Source organism: Micromonospora sp. CA-246542 (assembly GCF_050942905.1).
Taxonomy (GTDB): domain Bacteria; phylum Actinomycetota; class Actinomycetes; order Mycobacteriales; family Micromonosporaceae; genus Micromonospora.
Genome location: NZ_CP192040.1, coordinates 2,777,969 through 2,796,548, shown reverse-complemented (window position 1 = coordinate 2,796,548; position 18,580 = coordinate 2,777,969). Strand labels below are relative to the sequence as shown.

General features: G+C 68.7%; 17 protein-coding genes, 1 tRNA gene and 1 pseudogene. 11 read left to right on the top strand and 8 right to left on the bottom strand.

All coding sequences use genetic code 11. The annotated features are described in order from the left end of the window. The first annotated feature begins 55 nt into the window (after positions 1–55). From ACQP0N_RS13085 to ACQP0N_RS13065, 5 genes are all read left to right on the top strand, one after another. Positions 56–1,243 carry a sensor histidine kinase gene (locus tag ACQP0N_RS13085; RefSeq protein WP_433120286.1) on the top strand — a complete coding sequence of 396 codons (1,188 nt, stop codon included), beginning with the start codon at positions 56–58 and terminating at the stop codon, positions 1,241–1,243. Next, entirely contained in the window at positions 1,240–1,899 is a 660-nt protein-coding gene (locus ACQP0N_RS13080) for a response regulator (RefSeq protein WP_433120284.1), read from the top strand. Before ACQP0N_RS13085 ends, ACQP0N_RS13080 begins: the two co-directional genes overlap by 4 nt. Before the next feature lie 132 nt (positions 1,900–2,031). Then, the gene (gene hemC / locus ACQP0N_RS13075; protein WP_433120282.1) at positions 2,032–2,973 is read left to right on the top strand and encodes a hydroxymethylbilane synthase; all 942 of its coding nucleotides are present in this window, start codon (positions 2,032–2,034) and stop codon (positions 2,971–2,973) included. A gap of 530 nt (positions 2,974–3,503) precedes the next feature. Beyond that, entirely contained in the window at positions 3,504–3,914 is a 411-nt protein-coding gene (locus ACQP0N_RS13070; protein WP_433120280.1) for a hypothetical protein, read from the top strand. A gap of 284 nt (positions 3,915–4,198) precedes the next feature. Then, positions 4,199–4,480, top strand: coding sequence for a cupin domain-containing protein (locus ACQP0N_RS13065; protein ID WP_433120278.1), 282 nt, complete (start codon positions 4,199–4,201; stop codon positions 4,478–4,480). A 466-nt stretch (positions 4,481–4,946) separates the two neighbouring features. Here the strand turns inward: ACQP0N_RS13065 and ACQP0N_RS13060 are convergent, their stop codons facing one another. Next, on the bottom strand, positions 4,947–5,411 hold the full coding sequence (locus ACQP0N_RS13060) for a hypothetical protein (protein ID WP_433120276.1): 465 nt from the start codon (positions 5,409–5,411) through the stop codon (positions 4,947–4,949). Between the two features lie 598 nt (positions 5,412–6,009). Here ACQP0N_RS13060 and ACQP0N_RS13055 point away from each other — a divergent pair. Both ACQP0N_RS13055 and ACQP0N_RS13050 read left to right on the top strand, forming a co-directional pair. Beyond that, positions 6,010–6,150: a hypothetical protein gene (locus tag ACQP0N_RS13055; RefSeq protein WP_433120274.1), complete on the top strand. Its 141-nt coding sequence runs from the start codon at positions 6,010–6,012 to the stop codon at positions 6,148–6,150. A 163-nt stretch (positions 6,151–6,313) separates the two neighbouring features. Continuing rightward, a complete protein-coding gene (locus ACQP0N_RS13050; RefSeq protein ID WP_433120272.1) occupies positions 6,314–6,508 on the top strand; it encodes a hypothetical protein in 195 nt (64 codons plus the stop codon). On the opposite strand, the gene ACQP0N_RS13045 is transcribed toward ACQP0N_RS13050, so the two are convergent. Beyond that, entirely contained in the window at positions 6,447–9,122 is a 2,676-nt protein-coding gene (locus ACQP0N_RS13045) for a LuxR C-terminal-related transcriptional regulator (protein ID WP_433120270.1), read from the bottom strand. The genes ACQP0N_RS13050 and ACQP0N_RS13045 overlap by 62 nt on opposite strands. Positions 9,123–9,326: 204 nt before the next feature. On the opposite strand from ACQP0N_RS13045, the gene ACQP0N_RS13040 reads away from it, so the two are divergent. The 3 genes from ACQP0N_RS13040 (at position 9,327) to ACQP0N_RS13030 (ending at position 11,921) form a co-directional block, all read left to right on the top strand. Further along, the gene (locus ACQP0N_RS13040) at positions 9,327–10,136 is read left to right on the top strand and encodes a hypothetical protein (RefSeq protein ID WP_433120268.1); all 810 of its coding nucleotides are present in this window, start codon (positions 9,327–9,329) and stop codon (positions 10,134–10,136) included. Positions 10,137–10,502: 366 nt separating this feature from the next. Next, positions 10,503–10,784: a cupin domain-containing protein gene (locus tag ACQP0N_RS13035; RefSeq protein WP_433121607.1), complete on the top strand. Its 282-nt coding sequence runs from the start codon at positions 10,503–10,505 to the stop codon at positions 10,782–10,784. 606 nt (positions 10,785–11,390) lie between these two features. After that, positions 11,391–11,921: a hypothetical protein gene (locus tag ACQP0N_RS13030; RefSeq protein ID WP_433121915.1), complete on the top strand. Its 531-nt coding sequence runs from the start codon at positions 11,391–11,393 to the stop codon at positions 11,919–11,921. Here the strand turns inward: ACQP0N_RS13030 and ACQP0N_RS13025 are convergent. After that, complete coding sequence (locus tag ACQP0N_RS13025) at positions 11,841–12,482, bottom strand: DUF4259 domain-containing protein (RefSeq protein WP_433121605.1); 642 nt, start codon at positions 12,480–12,482, stop codon at positions 11,841–11,843. The genes ACQP0N_RS13030 and ACQP0N_RS13025 overlap by 81 nt on opposite strands. A 69-nt stretch (positions 12,483–12,551) precedes the next feature. Here ACQP0N_RS13025 and ACQP0N_RS13020 point away from each other — a divergent pair. Next, positions 12,552–13,878, top strand: a pseudogene (locus ACQP0N_RS13020) (IS701 family transposase). A gap of 525 nt (positions 13,879–14,403) precedes the next feature. On the opposite strand, the gene ACQP0N_RS13015 reads toward ACQP0N_RS13020, so the two are convergent. The 5 genes from ACQP0N_RS13015 to cmk all read right to left on the bottom strand — a co-directional run bounded on the left by ACQP0N_RS13015 (position 14,404) and on the right by cmk (position 18,461). Then, complete coding sequence (locus ACQP0N_RS13015; protein WP_433120266.1) at positions 14,404–14,649, bottom strand: helix-turn-helix domain-containing protein; 246 nt, start codon at positions 14,647–14,649, stop codon at positions 14,404–14,406. 221 nt (positions 14,650–14,870) lie between these two features. Then, entirely contained in the window at positions 14,871–16,016 is a 1,146-nt protein-coding gene (locus ACQP0N_RS13010; RefSeq protein ID WP_433120264.1) for a tyrosine-type recombinase/integrase, read from the bottom strand. A gap of 119 nt (positions 16,017–16,135) precedes the next feature. Next, positions 16,136–16,209 (bottom strand) — tRNA-Pro (locus ACQP0N_RS13005). A gap of 171 nt (positions 16,210–16,380) precedes the next feature. Further along, positions 16,381–17,784, bottom strand: coding sequence for a ribosome biogenesis GTPase Der (der, locus tag ACQP0N_RS13000; protein WP_433120262.1), 1,404 nt, complete (start codon positions 17,782–17,784; stop codon positions 16,381–16,383). Then, a complete protein-coding gene (gene cmk / locus ACQP0N_RS12995) occupies positions 17,781–18,461 on the bottom strand; it encodes a (d)CMP kinase (RefSeq protein WP_433120260.1) in 681 nt (226 codons plus the stop codon). The genes der and cmk overlap by 4 nt, the downstream gene beginning before the upstream one ends. Positions 18,462–18,580: the final 119 nt, after the last annotated feature.

The window sequence follows — 18,580 nt, the reverse complement described above, 5'->3', positions numbered from 1 at the left end:
CTATGGTGACGATGTGGGGTCCGCTGCCGGCGCTCTCCGGCGTACCAGCAGCGGCATGTCCCATCGTCGCCCGTCGCGCCTTGATCTACTGCTGGGTGCCACCCTGGCGGTGTGTCTGGTCCTCGGCACCCTGCTCGTCGCGGGGGCACAGCAGGACCACCCTCACCCGCCGCTGGAGACCACCGGCGTCCTGCTCATAGTGCTGGCGGCCATCGTCACGATGACACTGCGCCGTATCGCGCCCGTGATCGCGCTCCTCGCCGCGATCGTCGTGGTGAACAGCTACCTGATCCTCGGCAACCCGTACGGGCCGATCCAGCTGTGCATCGTCATCGCGATGTTCGAGGCCGCCCGGCAGCTGCCGATCCGGGTCTCCATGCTGGTCTGCGGACTGGCCGCGGCGCTGGCCTCGGGGACCGTCGTCGTCCGCCTCGCCGCCGACGCCACCGAACCCCGTTGGCTGGCACTGGCCTGGACGAGCTGGTTGATCGTCCCGTGGTCGCTGGGTTCCCTGGCCCACATGGCGGCAGTCAGCCGAGAGCAAGCCCGACGGGACCTGGTCGCGCGAGCAGCCCTGGAGGAACGCATGCGGATCGCCGGTGAGGTACACGATGTGGCAGGTCATGGCCTGGCGCTGGTGGCGATGCAGGCGGGGACGGCGCTGTTGGTCTTCCAGGAACAGCCCGACCAGGCTCGGCGAGCTCTGGAGGCGATCCAGTCGGCCAGTGCCCGATCTCTCGACGAGCTGCGACGCATGCTCGACGTGTTCCACGGTTCCCGAGACGACGAAGTGCCGCTGGAGTCGGTCGACGCCCGCCTGCGGGATACCCAGCCGAGCCTACCGGCCGAGCCGACCGGCGAATTCGGGCTGATCGGGCTGCTGGAGCTGGTCGAGCAGGTTCGCGCAGGCGGCCTGCCGGTGGAGCTGGACCTGCGTCTGCGGGACGCCCTGCCCAAGGAGGTCGACCTGGTGGCGTATCGCCTGGTGCAGGAGTCGCTGACCAACGTGCTGCGCCACGCAGGCCCGGCTCGGGCACGGGTGCGGGTTGCCGTGGACGACCAGTTGCTGGTGGAGGTACGAGATGACGGGTACGGCCGGAAGCTTGGCGTGCTTCGGGAGGGCAGGGGGCTGAGCGGGATGCGCCGCCGGGTGGAGGCTCTCGGCGGTGAGCTTGAGGCGCACGGCGACAGGGACGGGTTCCGGGTGCGTGCTCGGCTGCCGCTGGCGGAGGTGCGGGCATGATCCGGGTGGTGCTGGCCGACGACCATGAGCTGGTCCGGATGGGACTTCGCACTCTCATCGAGCGCGAGGACGACATGCGGGTCGTCGGTGAGGCGCACAGCGGCCAGGACACCCTGGAGCTGACCCGCCGGACGCGGCCGGACGTCGTGTTGCTCGACGTCCGGATGCCCGGACTGAACGGGCTGGAGACCCTCCGCCGGATGCGGGCCGATCCCGGCCTGGCCGACACGCGGGTCATCATCGTGACGACCTTCGAGATCGATCAGTACGTCTTCGAGGCGCTCCAGGCCGGCGCGAGCGGGTTCGTTCTCAAGGACTCCGCGCCCGAGGATCTGGTCCGGGCAGTACGCGCGGTGGCCGCCGGCGAGGCGCTGCTGTCGCCGTCGGTGACGCGGCGGGTGGTGTCGTTGTTCGCCCAACCTGCGGCGCCCGGACCGACCCGGACGGTCTCGCTGGACGACCTGACCGACCGCGAACGCGAGGTGCTCGCCTGGGTCGCCACCGGCGGGTCGAACGAAGAGATCGCCAAAGAGCTCTACCTCAGCCCGGCCACGGTCCGTACCCACATCAGCCGGGTGACGGCCAAGCTGCACGCCCGCTCCCGGGCCCAGCTCGTCGTGATCGCGGTACGAGCAGGGCTGACGGTGCCACGTTAGACCGGCACGTTCTCGGGTGAGACCCCCGGCCGGCAGCAGGTCGATCAGGACCCGATGAGGAGGACAGAACGCATGGGATACGCCTCCAGCCTGCCCGTCTACCCCCGCCGGCAACCGTCTACCCTCGCCGGTATGGCCGACTCCCGTCTCCTGCGTATCGGTACCCGCAACTCTCCGATGGCGCTGGCACAGGTCGAGCGGGTACGGGCGATGCTCGCCGAGCGCCACCCAGGGGTCACCGTGGACGTGGTGGCGATGTCGACCAGCGGGGACCGGTGGCACGGCGACCTCGCCGCTCTAGGCGGCAAGGGGGCATTCACCAAGGAGGTGGACGCGGCCCTGATCAACGGGGACGTGGACCTGGTGGTGCACTGCGTCAAGGACGTACCCGGGGACAGGCCGCCACCGGCCGGCACGGTGATGGCCGCCTACCTCGCCCGCGACGACGTCCGGGACTGCCTCGTACACCCGGGTGGACTGCGCGCCGACCAACTGGCCGCCGGCACCAGGATCGGCACGTCCGCGGTCCGGCGGATCGCGCAGCTCGCCCTGCACTGGCCGCACCTGGTGCCGGTGGCCATCCGCGGCAACGCGAACAGCAGACTCGCCAAACTCGACACCGGCGACACCTACGACGCCCTGCTGCTCGCGGCTTCCGGACTGCAGCGGATCGGGCAGGCGGGTCGGATCACCGAGGCGATCGACGTCGACACGATGGTGCCGGCCATTGGCTCCGGCACCCTGGTCCTGCAGTGCCGCGACGACGACGAGCACACGCGCGACATTGCCACGAGCCTCGCCGACCCGCGGACCACGCGGGAAACCGTCGCCGAGCGCACCATGCTGCGCATCCTGCAGGGCAACTGCCACTCACCGATCGCCGCACTCGCCCGGACCGAGCACGACGGGCATCTCAGCCTCCGAGCGAGGGTGATCAGCCTCGACGGCAAGACGGTGCTCGACGCGCACGAACAGGCGGCAGACCCGATCGCCCTCGGGACGTCCGTGGCCGCCGCCCTGCTCCGTCAAGGGGCCCGCGACCTGCTCGACCGGGCCGCCCACAGCTCGGAATGACCGACCGCCGGAGCCCGTAGCCCGCGAATCTCGAGCTGGCAGAGGCGCCGGCCCCGCATGCGCACGCCCTCGCACGCTCGCGCCCTGACGGCAGACCGCCACTACGCCCTCCTACGTATCACCCGTCAGTTCCTCAGCTGACGACAGCACCGTGCCCGGGCGGCAGCATTGCCGACATGACTGGCCCGACCCCACCCAGCCGACGGTCCTCCGTTCGGCCGCCACCCATTGCCAAGGCGGCAGTCGGCGTCAGCCCCGCTGTCGCCTCGGCGCTGCGCCTCTCGGGGAAGGCCCGTGGCCGGTCAGCTCCCTCCCTGGTGCTCCTCGCCCGCGGCTCCGGCTTGGACTGGCGCCCCGTGTGACTGGCGGCCGCGGCACGTCGTTCACACCATCTCCAGACATGAACGCCGCGCTGCTGTCGCCCAGCTGCACCACCATGTCCGTCACGAGCGGTGCGACACGGTCCCAATCGCGATGTCATCCGATCTCGGGGTCACCGACGGCCGCGGCAACACGAGTCCTCTCATCGAATGGAAGTGAAACGTATGGCCACAGATAGTCGGCGCTCACGGGTCGCGCTACTGCATGGAGTCGCGCTGCTGGTGGCGGCTCTCGGGATCGTCGTCGAGTACCTCGTCGGCGTGCCCGGCTTTCCGAAGATCCCCCCGGGCCCCATCATCCTGGGACTGGCCAGCATCCTGGTGCTGGCCGTCGGCTTCCGTTGGCGGTGGATATTCCTGATCAGCTTGTTGGTGGCGCTGTTCGTGACAGTCGGCGGGGCGATCGAGGGGTCGAGCTGGGGTCGCCTGGGTGAGCCCGGTGACTTCGGGCCATGGATCGGGACCGTCATCCAGTGGATCGGCTTGGCAGCCGCCGTCGTGACTGGCGTGATCATTGTCGCCGGGCTGTTCCGGCGCCGACCCGCGTTACCGGTTAGCTGATCGGGTGCACTGCTATGTGATGGGCCGGCCTTGCGGCTAGCTAATCCCGCGGCCACGGCGCACCGGCCAAGACCAACGTCGACGACGACAGACACGAGGTAAGGATGGGGCCACATGTAGGTTAGACGGGTCGGAGCGGGTGCGATGGGTTCCCGAATCGCGCGCCGGCTTGCGTCCGCCACGGCGGCAGCGAGGAAGGGGTCGTCTCCATCGATACGGTCCCCGCTTTCGGATGGGGTGAGCACTGCAGCGGGTGGCGTCTGCTCGACGCCGACGACCTGTCGGTGATCGAGGAAAGCATGCCGCCCGGCACCACGGAGACGTGGCACGTGCACGACCAGGCACGGCAGTTCTTCTACATCCTTGAGGGAAACGCGGAGATGCTGACCGCCGATCGCCGCCTTTCCCTCCCCGCGGGCAGCGGCGTTCAGATCAGCACCGGCACGCCGCACCGGATCGCCAACTCCAGCGAGCAGATGACCCGGTTCTTGGTCGTCAGCGCGCCGAGAACGAGGTTCGACCGGCGGCCATGCAACCCCCTAATCCTTCCAGGCACGGCTGGTTGAGGGATTAAGCCGATCGCCCGGATCTTTCGTCCTCGTCGCCAGCGTCGCGGCTGCTGGGCTCGTCTGGTCTAGCGGGCCGATGCCGGCAGTACCGGTCAGCCGGACCGGGGCGAGATTCGGATCGCCAGCCGGCTCCGCGTCCGGACCGCCCGGTGCCACCCCCGTCGAGGACGGGCGCAAGACCGAGTGAGAAGTTGCCGGCCCTTCCAATCGTCGTCGTGAAGCTGCAGCTGGCCAGGGGCCCCGGATAGCGGTCGCCGTGTTCGTCGGCGTCGTGACGGGCGGGCGACGGTGATTCCGCGAAGACCGCTCACCGGGCAGGTGATCACGTCGTCTTTCGTGTGTCGAATGGCCGCAGGGTTGCGCACAAACAGCGCGTCGTCGATCTCGTCAGAGCGAGTGTCCGTCGCCTGCTCGCCTATTGATCAGCCGCTGTGGGGTCACCAGCGGTAGCTTAAGGTCACCGTCAGCGCGCTCGCCGGCCTCCAGCGCGGCGAGAGCGGCGGGCAGCATGACGGCCGTCACGCGTTCCTCGATCGTCTGGCTCAGCTGATCGCCGCCCGCGAGCGGCAGCTTCTCGAGGTTGACTCGGGTGCCGTCGACGAAGTCGCATCCGGCAGCGGTGGAACGACTGCGGCCCGTCCTCGCTGTAGACCCGGGTCTGGTAGCGCCACAGCTCCGCGACCTGGTCCCAGGCGAGCGTGCGGGTCAAGCGGGTGACGCCCGCCGCCACGAGCAGCCCGCCCTCGCACAGGTAGTAGCGGCGCCGGGAGAACCGCCAGGCGTCGCCGATGCCCCAGAACACGCCGAGCAGCAGGACGGCGAAGACCAGCCAGATGATCCACACGTAGCGGGTGGCGGACGCCGCCACCAAGGCCGCCAGGCCCGCGATGCAGAGGACGCCGGCCGCCGCCACGGCGTGACGCAGCACTTAGGGCCGATAGATCTTTTCGACCGCGCCGAAGCCGATTTCGTCACTGGTGCGGGCTATCGTCGGGGGAATCGCGAGCCGCGTCATCCCCCGACGATAGATACCCGCTTCAATACAAGGGGTCCGACTAGGTCGGCTGATTCTGACGGTCCCGCTCGACCCCACCCGGACGGCGCGGTCTGGCCCCGCCGCCGCCCGTCGGGCGGCCGGTGTGACGGTCTCATCTGGCCCCACCAGGCGGCTTATTTCCCGACTACCGGGTGTCACTGCGACATGGGTAGCGAGCACGCGGATCGCGGCGAATCCGGATGCCGTCGGCTACACGCGTTCGCCATGATGATGGCGTGGCGGCCGACCTACTCTGGGACGACGTTCGGGACCTCTTCGATCCGAATCTGATGGGATCACTTCCCAACGCCTGCGTTCCGCATACCTCGGTGGCGGATTGGCAGGCTCTGCTCAATCTCGTCGTCGCGCGTGGTTGGCGGTTTGAGTATTCCGAAGGGGGACGGTCATGCCGTTACCCACCGCGACAGCGATCCTGGCCCGGGAACCCGGCTCGGAGTGCCCGGTTCTGAGGGTATGGACATCCGCCCACATGCTGATTATCTTCTGGTTCGGTGCAGCCGAGGAGATCGACTTCGATCTTGACCTGCGTGAAATACAGGCCCAGGAGCGGCTGGACGAGTTCTGCGAGTTTCTCCGGGCAGTCGGGCGGACCTCGGCAAGCCGGTATTGATGGATGGTGAGATGGGCAGTCCGGCCGAGAACCCGGTTCTCGGCTTCCTCACCGAGACTGATCGGGTGGTCGTCATCGACCCACCGCCGGCCGGCCGTGATCCAAGCGGTGGGGGGCGCTGCGGCCGTTCGGTGCGCGCCCGCACTGGGGGGAGGCGACCGGGATGTCGCCCGCGGAGATCACCGCGCTGACTCCGCGGGCGAAGGACGTCGCGGCGCTGCGTGGCGAGGTCGACCCGACGGGCAAGTTCGGCAACGAGCTGTCGACACTCTGTTCTCGATCGCCTGATCAGGCGGTCAGTGGCTCGGGTCCGTCCGCTTCGCGGTCACGTGCGGGCCGAGCGCCGGGCGGCTGGTGACCCCGAGCTTGGCGAACGCGTGGTGCAGGTGGTTCTCGACGGTTCGTTCGGAGAGTCCGAGGTGTTCTGCCACCACGCGGTTGCTGGCTCCGCCGGCGGCGAGCGCGGCGATCTGCTCCTCGCGACGGGTGAGGGCGGTCGCGGGTTTCAGCCGCCCGAGCAGCGGCGTGTCGGCACCGCACTGCTGCGCGAGCGCCGCGGCCAGGTGCAGGGCACGGGAGCGTTTCGGGCCGGGCGGGCGCGTGCGGGTGGCCGCCAGGTGGTACGCCTCGGCTGCGTACAGGCGCATGTCGTAGGCACGGAAGGCGTCGCCGGCGGTGATGTAGTCGGCCGGACTGCGGGCCCGGATGAGCGCGGCGACGGTGGTGCCGAACGGCCAGTCGGCCGGCACGTCGATCTTGTCGAGGAGGGCGGCGGCGCAGTCGTCGAACCGGAGCCGGAACAGGGCGAACGCCGCCAGGAACGCGAGCCCGGCCGACTGCTCCGCGAGCCAGCCGTGGGCGGCCTGCTCCAGCCGATCCTGTGCCGCGGCGGGATCGGCGGTGAGGAACTCGTACCAGGCCAAGCCCACGACCTCGTCGATGTCGTAGCAGCGGATCTGGCCGAGGTCCGGCATGGTGCGCAGGGCGGTGACGAGGGTGCCGGCCTCGTCGATGAGTCCGCGCTGGACGGTGGCCAACAGCTGCAGCGCCAGGGTCCAGCGCCGGCCACTGGGGTGCGCCATGCCCGCGAAGAGGCGACCGGCTTCCGCGGCCCGGGCCGCGGCGTCCTCGAGGTCGCCCTGGCACAGGAGGGCGTACGCGACCGCCGCTGTCGACCATGCGTGGCGCTTCGGATCGCCGTTGACGACGGCGTCGGTCACCGCCGCTGCCGCCCGCAGCCGCGCCTCCTGAGCGCAGCCCTGATCCGCGAGAATCCGGACCTCGAGCAGGAACGCGGTCGGCACCGGGCTGATCGAGCCGCGGTCCGCCTCCGCTGACAACGTCCGGACCAGGCCGGCCGCCCCGCGCGCCGCGGGAAAGCACCCCGTCATGAGGTTGGCCAGCGCCGCAGCGGTGCCGGCGATCATGCGGGCACCAGGCTGCGCGGAGCCGACGAGCGCCTCCTGGGCGTCCGCCAGTGCCGGGACGGGGCGGCCGGACATCGCGTACAGCATCGCGCGGTGGGCCTTGATGTCGGACAGCAGCGCGGGGCTGTGGATGGTCCGCGCAACCTCGTCGAGCGCGGCGGTGCCCTCGTCGGGGCGGTGCATGACCAATCCGATGTGGTAGGCGTGGGCGATCATGATCGCGGCTCGCTCCGGCTCCGTCCGCGCCCGCGCCGCGAGGTCGGCCAGGAGCGGGTCCAGTTCGTCGACGTCCACCTCCACCAGGCTCTGGTAGAGCAGGAGGCCGTTGGCGACGCTGGGATCGGCGGCGTAGGCGGCGCGTGTCAGCCTGTCGCGTACCGCGAGGTCGACCCGCCGCGCGACGGCGAGGCCCGCGGCCGTGGTCAGCCTGGCGCGGTCGATCGGGCCTCCGCCGTCCAGCCGCCACAGCGCCCAACGAAGCAGGTCGTCGGTCCGGCGGAGGTCGTGCCGCTCCATCTGGTCGGCCAGCCGGCGGGCGTATCCGAGGCGGGAGGCCGCCGGTGTGGAGCCGGCGACCAGTTCGCGGTAGAGCGGGTGGCTGAGCCGTACCGGAAGGCGGCGGTCGAGCCGGTCGACGGTGAGCAGGCCACGCCGTTCCAGGGCGGCGAGCGCGTCGGCCGGCACCAGCTGGGTCAGCTCCCGCAGGCCAATCGGCGCCGCCATGGCGGCTATCTCCAGCGCCTGCCGTTCCTCCGTGCTGGCGTCCCGGAGCCGGTCGGTCAGCAGGTCGGACAGGCGGGGGGAGGACGCCGGGTCGGGCCGGTCGAACTGCCATTCCGCTCCGACCCGGTGCAGATATGCGCTCTGCAGGCCGTCCAGGACGATCTCGCGCGCAAACAGGGGCACGCCGCCGCACAGGCGGATCAGGCGCGCGGCGGCCTCCGGCGCGAGGGGCCCGCGGAGGACGGACCGGAAGAGCTCGAGCATCTGCGCCTCGGTCAGCGGGGGCAGGTCGAGCCGTTCCAGGACGGCGCCGACCACCAGCTGCCGTACGGGCTCGGGCAGCATCCGCCCCGAGCGCCTGGTCGCCAGCACCGGGATTCCCCGGACGGTGGCGAGGTGGCTGGTCACCACGGCGGACATGCCGTCCAGCGCGTCGATGTCGTCGACGAAGACGACGAGCCGCCCGGCCCCGGCGTCCGTGACGAGCGCACTGAGGCCGCTCAGGGCGGTGCTGAGCGTGGTCGAGGACGGTTCAGGTGCGCGAACCGCGGGAAGCAGGGGAGAAAGTGCGCCCAGCGGGATCTCCCGGATGCAGTCACTGGCGTGGATCCGCACGATGTGCCAGCCCTTGCTCGCGAGCAGGTCCAGCACGGCCGTGGCCAGCCGGGTCTTCCCGATGCCGGCCTCGCCCACGATCAGGGCACCCCGGCCGTGGGTGACCGCGCGCACCAGCATCGACCGTTGCGTGCCGCGACCCACCAGCGGCCAGGCCAGCGCGTCCGCCTCGGCACCGGTCGGGTCGTTCGGGAGATCGACACGCACGGATCAGATCCTAGTGGCGCCCCCGAGGGCTTGAGTACCGGATCGCGCAGTTGAGTAGCCAGCACTCATGCGGACCGCAGATCTGCGCGGGACCATTCCGAACAACCGATCTCCCCATGATTCCACGGAGGTTCTTCTATGCGTAAAGGCCTACTGCGCTCGATCAGTCTCACGCTGGCATTCGTACTGGTCAGTACGTTTGCCGTGACGACTCCCGCGCACGCCACTGTGGCCTGGTCGGGGTTCAGCGGAACGATGGCGCCGGGCGCCTCGAAGACCAGCCACTGGAACAACGCCCTGTCGAATGCCGTCTACCGGGTCGGGCTGGCGCCGGTCGGCGCCAGCACCGTGGCGGCCTGCCAGTTCGAGGTGACCAACCAGTGGTACGACCGGCTGAGCTCCGGCGAACGCGAGTTCTACTACACGATCAAGAACATCGGCTCGATCTCCTGTGGAACGAACATCCTGCTTTCGAGGATCAGTGCGAGCAATGTGCAGTCGACGGGTGGTGTGGAGCCTGGTGAGATCAAGACCTACTCGACCCAGCTCAACCAGATCGGCTCGTTGTCCGAGGTACCGCTGCTCGGCGTGCTGCCCAGCGGGGCGACCAGTGCCAACCCTTGCCGGTTCAAGGTGCTGCGGACGTGGTACGAGCGCGTGCGTCAGGGTGACGTCGCCCAGCCGCTGTACCTGCGCTACGAGGTGCAGAACACCGGCAACATCGCCTGCAGTGCCGACGTGCAGATGGGCCTCGCCGGGGTCGATTACCAGTTCTCGGCGAAGTCGGTGGGCGCCGGTGCGACGACCGGTACGTGGATCGGCGCCGAACCGGCCACGACGACGAACCTGATCGCCCTGAGCCCGGTGGAGATCTGGTGCTCCGTCGAGGTCACCCGCCAGTTCTACCGCCAGACCGTCAGCTCGAACGGCACGTCCGGGCGTGAGTTCGTGTGGTATATGAAGAACCTCGGCACGAGCACGTGCTCCGCTGAGCGCATGGTGTCCCTGATCTGAGTTCCGACCCGGAGGAGGCGGTCCCGCCGGTGCGGGGCCGCCTTGTCAGTCTTCCGGCCCGATCGCCAGGGCGATCAGCCAGCCGCCGGCCGAGTGACCGGTCCAGCAGACGCGGCCCACCGCGGACGATCTCGGCCACGCCGAACGGGAGATCACCGCCAGGCAAGCAATAGCAAGAGGAGAAGTCGTGGCGAAGGTAAACATCGTCCGCCCCGGTGAGGGCGAGATCCTCGGCAGCGGGGCGCAGCAGATCCGTATCCTGGAGAACGGCGAGCACACCGACGACCGGCTAGGGTTCGCCGAGGTCACCATTCCGCCGGGCACTCCGAGCCCGTTGCAGCATCGCCACGCCCAGCATGATGAGGGATTCTACGTGCTGGCGGAACCTTCCGGTTCACCGTCGGCGAGGACCAATACGACGCCGGGCCGGGCACCTGGGTCATCGTGCCGACCGGGGCGCCGCACACGTTCGCCAACGTCGGCGACGAGAACGCGGTCATGCTGAACACGTTCACACCAGACCTGTACGTGCAGTACTTCCGCGACTTAAAGGCCATGATCGATTCCGGGCAGCCGGTCAATGCCGAAACCATGAAACCGCTCTGGAAGAACTACGCCACTGAGATCTCGAACGAATACGCCTCGTGAAGCGCCTTCTCAGGGTTCCTAAATCACAAACGACCTGACAGCCCGAGGTGTTGGGTGCGGCCCAGCTCCGGGCTGCCGGCCAGCGCACGCGCCTACCTCGTCGCCGGGGTTCACTCGGCTGCCACTCGCTTACCACGCACGATCATCAGAGCAGCTGCACCCGCTTCACCCCCCACACACAAATATCCACTTGATATCGAGTCGCATCATGGCGACTCCCGCCTACCGGATCCAGTGTGAGTGTGCCGGGCCGCTCCTCCAAGCTCAAGGGCGCTACGCGTCGCAAGCGACGGCCCTATGGGCCGCCCTTGACCTTGGAGCCTCCGCGACCCTCGGGCAGGTGTCGTGGGCAGGCCAATGGCCTGCCCTTACAAGGTGCGCGCCGCCAACCCCGCCCCCGACTCGTCGCCGGTCACCCCAGGGCGTCAAGGTCCGCTTGACGTGGCGGGACGGGGGGCGGCCCGCTCCCCGTGTGGGCGGGTCGATGGCAGACGGGATGGCAGGGTCCGCCGTGGTCGAGGCGTCGCCGGCCGGCGGACTCAAGCGCCCTTGAGGATATGGTCAACGATCGAGGAGCAAGGCAGGCAACCGGCAAGGAGAGCGTTCGTGCAGCGTCCCGGTCGAGTTCCCGCTATCGCGCTGACCGTTGCTGCCACGTTGGGGCTCATCGCTGCGACCGGCTGGTGGGCCGTGACAAGCTACGTCGATGCCTTCGTCCATCCCGGTGGCCCTTGCTCAGACACAGAAGCACAGTTGACGGATGAGCTCAGGTCCGATCCCATGCTGGTTCAAGCTTTCCCGAATTCGAAGCTGCAGACGGCGGACAGTTTCGAACCCTGCAGGGGCTGGGGCAGCAACTACTGGGGCGGGGCGTTCGTTACTCGCTCCTATACGAAGACGCCCCCGTCAGGGGACACCGCCGTCGAAGGCTTCTACGCCTTATTGGGCAATGCCAACGGCTGGCACATGATGCTTGACGGCACAAGCCGAAGCGTCTGCGGAAAGAAGAACTTCGGCGGCCAGGTGGTCACCTTCAACTTGGAGTTTCAACGATCGTCACCGACTACATCGACGGGTTACACAGCCAGCTTGCTCTATGCGGGGCAGCGACAGCCGGTGAACGCGTGCCGTGAGTGACAAACTGAGTGACAACCACGACGTCCAAGCACGGACAGCCATGGACGTAAGCGGACTGTCACAGCAGCTCAGGCCTAGTACGGCAGCCGCCGTTCGCGATCTTCGGTCGACCTGGTGTGTCTGGTGGTCTTGCGAGTGCGTTGCTTGGAGGATGGCGGTGAGACCGTCGATGGTTTGCTGCGCCTCGGCCTGGTCGGTCTCGGTCGTCCATCCTTGATGCCACGGCCCGCCGGGACCGGCCACGAAGTGCAGCGCTTCGAGTGCGGACGTGGCAAGGTCCGGCACTGGCTCTGGCAGAGTCACTGCGCTCGGTTCGTCGGGAACTTGCGTGAGGCGGTGCTGTAGGTGCTCCCCGCCGGGAAGGGTAGCGGCCACGAGGGCTGCCGCCGCGACTACTCGGTCGGGGAAGTACTCCCGCCAGAGGAGGTCGCGGTTGGCAATGACGTATCCGAGCATGTGCCGTAGTGCCTCGGCGCGCTGTTGTGGCGGTCGCTCGGCGAGTTCGTCAAGGAAGTCCAGTGCGCCGTCACTGTTGAACGGCCCGGTTCCGAACGTGCCCACATTGCCCTCGCCTCGATAGACGGCCACCGCTGATCATCAACGGTTGTGGACCTAACTGAAGATCATGCGGTGGCCGAGCGCCACAGCGTAAACCCTGACCGGTGGCAGCGGATCCTGGCCGGGGTACTCGACTCGTTCGCAGGCCGGTTGCGCGGGTGGAGCCTCGTCGCACGGCGGCGGCGTTCGTGACGGGCCTGCTGTCCGATCTTGAGGTGAAGACGTGCTGGCAGTTGGCAGAGCAGGCTGGACACGCCCGGCCGGACGCGATGCAGCGGCTGCTATTCCGGGCGGTGTGGGACGCCGACGCTGTCCGTGACGACCTGCGGCAGTTGATCGCCCACCGGTTCGGTGACCCGGACGCGGTCTTGATCCCGGACGAGACCGGCGATCTGAAGAAGGGCGCACACACGGTTGGGGTGCAGCGGCAGTACACCGGCACCGCGGGGCGGGTCGAGAACAGCCAGGTCGGGGTGTTCCTCGCCTACGCCAGCGATCACGGCCACACCTTGATCGACCGACGGATCTACCTGCCGGTGTCGTGGACCGACGACCGCGATCGGTGCCGAGCCGCCGCAGTGCCCGACGACGTGGAGTTTGCCACGCGGTCCGAGCTGGCAGCCGACATGGTCACCGCGGCCCTGGACGCGGGGGTGCCAGCGGGTGGGTCGCCGCAGACGAGGCCTACGGCAACAGCAGTGTCTTCCGCGCCCACCTGCGCGAACACGGGCTCGGCTACGTCCTCGCGGTGTCTCGCAGCCACCTGATCCCACTCGACGGCGGCAAGACCCGAGTCCGCGCTGACCAGGTCGCGGCCGACCTACCCGACTCGGTGTGGCAACGTCGCAGCGCCGGCGCCGGATCCAAGGGCCCACGCTTCTACGACTGGGCCTGGCTCGATGACGTGTGCACCGACGCAGACCCCGACGACGACGGCCGGCACAGCCTCCTGATCCGCCGCAACAGCACCGGCGAGTTGGCCTTCTATCGCTGCTGGGCCCCACGCCCAGCGACACTCGCCCAACTCGTCCGGGTCGCTGGCATCCGGTGGACTGTCGAAGTGAGCTTCCAGGCTGCCAAGAGTCAGGTCGGCCTGGACCAGCACCAGGTCCGCAGCTGGGACTCCTGGTACCGCTTCACCATCCTCGCCCTGGCAGCCCTCGCCGTCCTGGCGATCTGCGCTGCCGACGCCGCGACTCACGAGACCGGGGCCCCCACCGACAGCGGCTTGATCAGACTGACCGTCAACGAGATCCGCCGTCTGATCAACACCTGCATCATCCGCCCGATCAGCGACCCCACCCACCGTCTCCACTGGTTACAGTGGCGGCGACGTCACCAAGCCCGAGCGCGACAATCCCACTACACACGCCGGCTCAACCTCGAACTACAGCAGTAATCACGAACGGCGGCTGCCGTACTAGCCGAGCTCGCTCACCTCCTAGTTGACGACAACGCCAGCAACATTGAGACCGAGATTGAATAGAGCGATCTTGCGGACCGTAGTGAATAAAAACCGCAAAGTCGATCTATAGCGCCGCAGGTCAAGAAGCCTGCTCCCCGCGCACGCGGGGATGATCCGCCGGTGGACACCGACGGCGACGTTATCAAGGACTGCTCCCCGCGCACGCGGTAATCCGTGTCAGACGGGCCGTACCTCCCTCCCCGTGCGCGAACGGGAAGGGTCACATCAACGCCAGATCACCCCGCCGGGAACGTAGGCCTGGTGCTCGCGCACGTGCGGTCAATTGTTTGGCTACTCCGGAATCCGCTACATCGACTACTCATCCATTCGGAGCGGCGAACCGTCTACTGCTGAAGTGGGCGATAACTCCGCCATGCTCCTCGCGCTGGATTGTCGAGCCGGTCGGCGCGGGGACACCAACCGGGTACAGGGCTCATTCGGCCCTGCTCAGAGAGATGACTACTCGGCAGCAAGTAGCTTGAGGATCGCCTGTACCGGAACCAGGTACCGCCGGCCGACTCGCAGAAGGCGCACCGGGAACTCATTGGTTTTGGCCAGCGCATAGGCCTTGGTACGTCCGATTCCCAAGATCGTCGCAGCGGTCTCCACATCGGTGGTGACACCGAGGTCCCGTACCGCGTCGATCGTCCAAACCCGCACCTGCACACGGCTCGGCGTGCGTTCGTCGCTTGTGGTGGTTGACATCGTCGGCGCCCTCCCCTGAGGTCGTAAAGACGCCCGTATCGGCGTCAGCCTCACGATGCCTTCAGCCGGTTGCGCGATGGGTTGCCAGTTGAGTGCACCGCGACAGGTAACGGCATCAGCCACAGCCCTGCTGACAGCGGGGACGCCGGCTTGCCAGCGGGAGGAGAAGGCCGGGGCAAGTAAGCACTACAGCCAAGCGTTATCGCCCGTCTCGAGCCCGGCTACGTCCTGGGCGACCAGCTTGCGGCGTCGCCGAGCACTGCCTCCATCAACTCCGCGGCCTTCCGCTCGCTCTCTGGCAAGACGTGGGTGTAGACCTCCCGCGTCGTACGGCTGTCAGCGTGACCGAGCCGCCGCTGCATCACGTGCTCGGGAACGCCAGCGTCAGCACCTGTGGTAGCGGAGGTGTGCCGCGCATCGGGGAGGGAGATCACCGGAACGTCGGCGTCGGCGCACGCCTTCGCCCACTGGTCAGTGAAGTACTTCGGGTAGTACGCCTCTCCATCCTCGCGACAGAACAGGTAGCCGCCGTCGTGGTACAGGACTCCGGCATCGGCCTTCTCAACCGCCTGCCGTGTCCGGTGAGCGTTCAGCTCCGCTACCAGGGCTGGTCCGAGCGCTACCGCCCGCTTGCTCTTGCCCTTGGGTGACTTCTCAACCACGCCGTTGCTGGTCGTGGTGCGCTGCCAGTGCAGCAGCAACACACCTCGATCGAGATCCACGCGCGGCCACTTAAGGCCGGCCAGCTCCCCTCGCCGGGTGCCCACGACGATCGCCAGGACCCATGCGGCACGCAACCGGTGATCGGCGTGGAACTTGAGGAACTTCGCCGACTGCGCGGGCGTCCAGACGCCCTTGCGTCCCATCGTCTCCCGCTCGACCTGCCGGGGTTGCCGCACACCGTCGACATTGACCCCGAGGTCGCTCAACGCCTTCATCATGACCCGGTGCACGATCCGAACGGTGGTCGACGAGAGCGGACTGCCGTTCTTGCCGCCGCCCTTCAGCAGCTTCTTGTACAGCTCGTGGATCACTCGCTTGTCGAGGGCGTAGAGCTGCCGCGTGCCGATGTGCGGCACGACGTAGCAGCGCATGATGTCCCGGTAGTTGCTGAGCGTCGTCTCCTGGACATCCAGCTCGCGTTCGTTGAGCCAGCTCTCCAGCTCGGCAGCGACACTGCCGTCCGCGCCGAGGTCCGCGCCGCCATAGGCAGCGCGTGCGTCATCTTCCGCCTTCTGCGCAGCGGCTTGATTCGGGAAACCCTGCCGCTTGTGCTGGCGGCGCCGCCCGTTCGCGTCCGGCGGGAGGTCGATGACGAAGAACCAGCGGGTCTGGCCATTGGCGAGGCGGTAGCTGTAGACAGCCATGAGGCTGCACCTCCGCAGTAACGGGATCGAGGGATGCAGCCCACGTTAAGCGATCTCCGTTACCGCCAGCGTTACCGCAAGATCACACATGATCTTCTATATCCGCTGGTGAACACCAGTCGGGACGGCCGGATTCGAACCGACGACCCCTTGACCCCCAGTCAAGTGCGCTACCAAGCTGCGCCACGTCCCGCCCCCGCAGAGTTCCCCCTGCGACAGCCGGTACAGCTTAGCGCAGCACTCCTGCCCCGTCCGCACAGGCCCCACCCGCATCGCAGGAGCAGCGAACCACCCACAACCCCTAAAGCGTCCTAGGAGGGTGGGTCAGGCGAGAACGCCTGACCCACCCTCGAAGAGAAGCGAGTTACCCGTGCGCCTTGCCCCGACCACCGGGGCCGAGCTTCTTGCGCGGGCGTACGGAGATCTCGATGGGGCTGCCCTCGTACCCGAACTCCTCGCGGAGCTTGCGCTCGACGAACCGCTGGTATCCGGCGTCGAGCGGGCCCGTGGTGAAGAGCACGAACCGCGGCGGCGCCACCCCTGCCTGCGTGGCGAACAGGATGCGGGGCGCCCGTCCACCGCGCACCGGGTGCGGGGTGGCCTGTACGAGCGCGGTGAGCCACTGGTTGAGGTGCGCGGTCGGTACGCGCAGTTCCCAGCTCGCCAGGGCCTTGTTGAGGGCCGGGGCCAGCTTGTCGACCGCGCGGCCGGTCATGGCGGACAGGTTGAGCCGGATCGCCCAGGGGATGCGGCGCAGCTCCCGGTCGATCTCCTTGTCCAGGTAGTACCGGCGGTCGGCGTCGACCAGGTCCCACTTGTTGAACGCGATGACCAGCGCCCGGCCGGCCTCGGTCACCATCGTGAGGATCCGCTGGTCCTGCTCACTGATCGGCTCGCTGGCGTCCAGGAGCACGACGGCCACCTCGGCGGCCTCGATCGCGCCGGCGGTGCGCAGGCTGGCGTAGTACTCGGTGCCGCTGGCCTTGCCGACGCGCTTGCGCAGACCGGCGGTGTCCACGAGCTGCCAGGTCTGGCCGCCGATCTCGACGAGGCTGTCGACCGGGTCCACTGTGGTGCCGGCGACCGAGTCGACGACGGCCCGGTCCTCGCCGGAGAACCGGTTGAGCAGACTGGACTTGCCCACGTTCGGCCGGCCGACCAGCGCCACCCGACGCGGCCCACGTGGCCGGTTCTCGACGATCGCGGGGGCTTCCGGCAGCGCGGCGAGGATGGCGTCCAGCAGGTCACCAGAGCCGCGCCCGTGCAGCGCGGACACCGGGAACGGCTCGCCGAGGCCGAGCGACCACAGCGACACGGCCTCCATCTCGATGGAGTTGTTGTCGGCCTTGTTGGCCACCAGGATGACCGGCTTGGCGCTGCGACGCAGCATCTTCACCGCGGCCTCGTCCACGTCGGTGGAACCGACCATCGCGTCGACCACGAAGAGGACCACGTCGGCGGTGACCACCGCCGTCTCGGCCTGCGCGGCGATGGCCGCCGCGCGGTCCTTCGCGTCCGGTTCCCAACCGCCGGTGTCCACCACGGTGAACGACCGGCCGTTCCACTGCGCGTCGTACGGCACGCGGTCCCGGGTCACGCCGGGGACGTCCTCGACGACCGCCTGTCGGCGGCCGATGATCCGGTTGACGAGCGTCGACTTGCCCACGTTGGGACGACCCACCACGGCCACCACCGGCTGCGGGCCGGTCGGCTCCTCGAAAACGACGTCCGGCTCGCGCAGCTCGACCCAGGAACCACCCTCGCTCATGCCACTCCCCGCTCGGTGAGCAGGTCACGCAGCCGGGCCACGACCTCGTCGATGCCCAGCTCGGTGGTGTCCAGCACGACGGCGTCCTTGGCCTGGGCCAGCGGGTTGACCTTGCGGGTCGAGTCGAGCCGGTCGCGGCGGGCCAGGTCGGCGGCGGTCGCCGCCACGTCGGAGGCGTCCTCGGCGCTGCGCCGGGCCGCGCGGGCCGCCTCGGAGGCGGTCAGGAAGACCTTCAGGTCGGCGTCCGGCGCCACGACCGAAGCGATGTCCCGGCCTTCGACCACGATCCGGCCCGCGTTGACGATCATCTCGCGCTGCCGGGCGACCAGCAGCTCACGGACGGCCGGCACGGCGGCGACGGCGGAGACCGCCTGGGTCACCTCGGGCCCGCGGATCTCCGCGTCCACGCTCACGCCGTCGACGGTCACGCCGTACCCCTGGGGGTCGGTGCCGATGCGCAGGTCGGCCTCGCCGGCGACCTTGGCCACCGACGCGGCGTCCGTGAGATCCACGCCGGAGCGCAGCACGGCCCACGTGATCGCCCGGTACATCGCCCCGGTGTCCAGGTAGCGCGCACCGATGCCGACGGCGAGCCGCCGCGACACGGTGGACTTACCCGAACCGGACGGCCCGTCCACAGCGACCACACATCGCTCGGCCCGTACGTTTTCCTCCACCGTGTCCTCCTCAGCCCGTACCTCGCGGATCGCCCGGTGCTGGCGCCGCAAGCGGTTGTTCCATCGTCATCCATCATGCCCGGGGCCCGTGGCGCACCCACGCGCGCCGCCGCCCGAGG

Bases quoted from the DNA above. Each gene is read 5' to 3' on its own strand.
- ACQP0N_RS13085 (WP_433120286.1), top strand. From the start codon at position 56: ATGTCCCATCGTCGCCCGTCGCGCCTTGATCTACTGCTGGGTGCCACC.
- ACQP0N_RS13080 (WP_433120284.1), top strand. From the start codon at position 1,240: ATGATCCGGGTGGTGCTGGCCGACGACCATGAGCTGGTCCGGATGGGA.
- hemC (WP_433120282.1), top strand. From the start codon at position 2,032: ATGGCCGACTCCCGTCTCCTGCGTATCGGTACCCGCAACTCTCCGATG.
- ACQP0N_RS13070 (WP_433120280.1), top strand. From the start codon at position 3,504: ATGGAAGTGAAACGTATGGCCACAGATAGTCGGCGCTCACGGGTCGCG.
- ACQP0N_RS13055 (WP_433120274.1), top strand. From the start codon at position 6,010: ATGCTGATTATCTTCTGGTTCGGTGCAGCCGAGGAGATCGACTTCGAT.
- ACQP0N_RS13050 (WP_433120272.1), top strand. From the start codon at position 6,314: ATGTCGCCCGCGGAGATCACCGCGCTGACTCCGCGGGCGAAGGACGTC.
- ACQP0N_RS13015 (WP_433120266.1), bottom strand. From the start codon at position 14,649: ATGTCAACCACCACAAGCGACGAACGCACGCCGAGCCGTGTGCAGGTG.
- ACQP0N_RS13010 (WP_433120264.1), bottom strand. From the start codon at position 16,016: ATGGCTGTCTACAGCTACCGCCTCGCCAATGGCCAGACCCGCTGGTTC.
- der (WP_433120262.1), bottom strand. From the start codon at position 17,784: ATGAGCGAGGGTGGTTCCTGGGTCGAGCTGCGCGAGCCGGACGTCGTT.